This window comes from uncultured Thiodictyon sp. (assembly GCA_903837595.1).
Classification (GTDB): domain Bacteria; phylum Pseudomonadota; class Gammaproteobacteria; order Chromatiales; family Chromatiaceae; genus Thiodictyon.
Genome location: CAILVI010000236.1, coordinates 1 through 2,418 on the forward strand (window position 1 = coordinate 1; position 2,418 = coordinate 2,418).

General features: G+C 57.9%; 4 protein-coding genes. All 4 read right to left on the reverse strand.

Annotated features, from left to right (window positions below; translation table 11 throughout):
* Positions 1 to 822, reverse strand: an 822-nt coding sequence (locus QZY44_RS12600) for a hypothetical protein (protein ID WP_295446711.1), incomplete at its 3' end; no start/stop codon positions are given.
* 160 nt (positions 823 to 982) lie between these two features.
* Positions 983 to 1,393, reverse strand: coding sequence for a PIN domain-containing protein (locus QZY44_RS12605; protein ID WP_295446713.1), 411 nt, complete (start codon positions 1,391 to 1,393; stop codon positions 983 to 985).
* A complete protein-coding gene (locus QZY44_RS12610) occupies positions 1,383 to 1,667 on the reverse strand; it encodes a hypothetical protein (protein WP_295446715.1) in 285 nt (94 codons plus the stop codon). Before QZY44_RS12610 ends, QZY44_RS12605 begins: the two co-directional genes overlap by 11 nt.
* Positions 1,668 to 1,835: 168 nt before the next feature.
* Positions 1,836 to 2,418 (reverse strand): hypothetical protein (locus QZY44_RS12615; protein WP_295446717.1); only part of this gene is annotated, 583 nt, incomplete at its 5' end.

Sequence of the window (2,418 nt, forward strand, 5' to 3'; positions counted from 1 at the left end):
CACAAACTGTCGTGCGTCTGACGGGCTAACAACGCCACGTGCCGCACTTGAGAATGGCCCACTCGCGACACTGAACTCCGACACTGCGACAGAGCACTCGTCAGATTTACATCGATCTGCGGAGAGCAGGCTTTCCTCAAGCGCACGACTCACCGCAGCATGCTGCGCATCGGAGCTGCTGAGACGAACGGGAAACGTTATCCTAACGAGCAAACCTGTGCGCAGTCCGGAGAGCACGCTCATAAGCCGGCCACGAATCTTAAGGAAGAGTTTCGCCAGAGCCCGCTTGTGAATCTTTCGACCAAGATCGCCTGAGAAGACCTTGCACTCAACCTCGACGGCAAGCCCATCTCGTTCGGCCAGGAAGTCAAACCCACCGCCCGACTCAAGATCGTGGAAGCAAACATCGAATCCACTATGCACAAGGTGGACAGCCGTTGAAACCTCGTGCTGCAAAGGCAAGAGACCCTTGTCTGTCTTCAGTCCGTCGACGATTTGCCCGCGGAGTCGATTTTTTCCGGCCGCCGACAAACGCGCATGGATCGCCCCAACTCCAGCAGCAAATGCGGCAAGTTCGTATCGGCCAGCCAAGTCCAATCTATACGACGCAGGATCCTTGAGTTCGCCCGTAGCCACAGCCTCCATAAGAGCAATCTCAATCCCGCAACGTTCGGAGAGCCACTCCCGCATATGCTGGTTCTCGCGAGATTCCTGCTCAAGCCAAGTGAATCGTTTTCTCCAGGCTTCGACTCCAGTGATCTGAACCAATTGATCAACGAGTCTTGGAATGTCCTGCTGCAGAATCTTAACCTCGAACCGCATGCTCTCTGCTCCTCGATTTGAGACCAATGATGTGTTGCGAATTCCGGGGACAGTTTACTTAATTCCCGTCGAATGAAACGCGGGCCAAAGCCCTGGACAGCGCGCCCTTAGGTCAGGTCCTGCAATCCAACACCTGCCGCTCAAAGTCCTCAAAGTCGAGTTAGATCGAAAACGGGTTCCAAATCCGAACGCCACTATCCAACGTCTGGCCGCTCTGCATATCTTCGGAGAGTACCACGCGGCAACCATGCCGCTGCGCGGATGCCAGGATCAGCGAGTCGTAGAAGCTGTATTGGTAGCGGGACGAGATGCGGACGGCGCTCATGGTATCGATGAAGTCCAACGGCATAATCGGCAGTAGCCTCTTAATTTCAGTCAAAGTGGACTCGATTTTGGTATACGAGGCCGGGAATTTCTTGCGCGTCACGTTGCAAAATTCGTTCAATACCTGGGCGCTCGCAATGGCCCGTCCGCTCTCCAGCAGGTTGGCGGCAATTCGGCGTTTGTCGATATCCTGATCGGAGTAGCGGTACAGAAGGACATTCGTATCGAGGAAGTACTCAACGCTCATTCGCTTCCTCGCGGTCGAAGCGATAACCTTCCAGGTTCAGCCGGAACTCGCCCAGCGGTGCGGCGTTGGGCCGACGAATGAAGGCGCGGAGTTCGTCCAGGAGTTGCTCGTCGGTAGTCGCGGGAAGTGGCTCGCTGTTGACGCCGCCGCGCTGTTCCATCTGGACGCCTACGCGAAAGTAGTGAACGAGGTCCAGAATCTCGGCAAGCTTGCCGTCTGGTATCTGGTGAAGTTCCTGCTTCAACTGCTCGCGGATCTGGGTTGTGGTAATCATGTCGGGTCCTTTCTCCTTGTGCGGAGGTGTCTTTCTCAAGTCTGTTCCAAGGGGCCGGGGCGTCCAAGGGGATAAGGGGCCAGGCTCAATGAAATTCGAAAGCGAAAGAGAATTTAATTGAGCCTAATCCATTATCTTCTTTCACAACCTCTCAGCCCACTTGCTCGCTCAGTCGAGCACCTGCGCAATGCTGTCCGCCGTCAGGATGCGCTCCGACCAGATCCGCAGGTCGTCGCTGCCGGCGGTTTCCACCCGGCCGCGACAGCGCTGCGCGACGTCCGCGCCGAACCTTTTCTCGATCAGCCACAGGAGCAATGCGGCCTCGCCTTGCTGGACCCCCTGCTGGCGCCCCCGCTGGAGCCCCCGCCGAAGGCCCTTCTTGATTCCCGCACGTTCGACAGTCGTGATATAGGGCATCTGCTTGCTCGTCTCGAAGTCGTAGAGGTCTTTGCGAAAGGCGGCCTCGGCCTCCGCGGGTAGCCGGATCATCCAGTCGATGACCCGAAACAGCTCCAGGACCGTGCCGCGATCGTAGCCGCGATCATACATCAGCCGGATCAACCGCAGCTTCCAGGCCCGGCGCTGGTCGGCATCGCCCCGGTCCTTGGCGCGAATCTGGGCCATGACCACCAGCGCGAAGCGGTTGTCACTCTGCTCCAGCTCCGCCCAACGCGCGGGCCGGTCCCAGTGCAGCAGCTTGGCGACTGGAAAGCGAAAGTCGATGGAGCAGCCCCAGAGGCTATCCCGGTAG

Excerpts from the sequence above, each read along its gene's own strand:
- QZY44_RS12605 (WP_295446713.1), bottom strand. The coding sequence starts at position 1,393 with ATGAGCGTTGAGTACTTCCTCGATACGAATGTCCTTCTGTACCGCTAC.
- QZY44_RS12610 (WP_295446715.1), bottom strand. The coding sequence starts at position 1,667 with ATGATTACCACAACCCAGATCCGCGAGCAGTTGAAGCAGGAACTTCAC.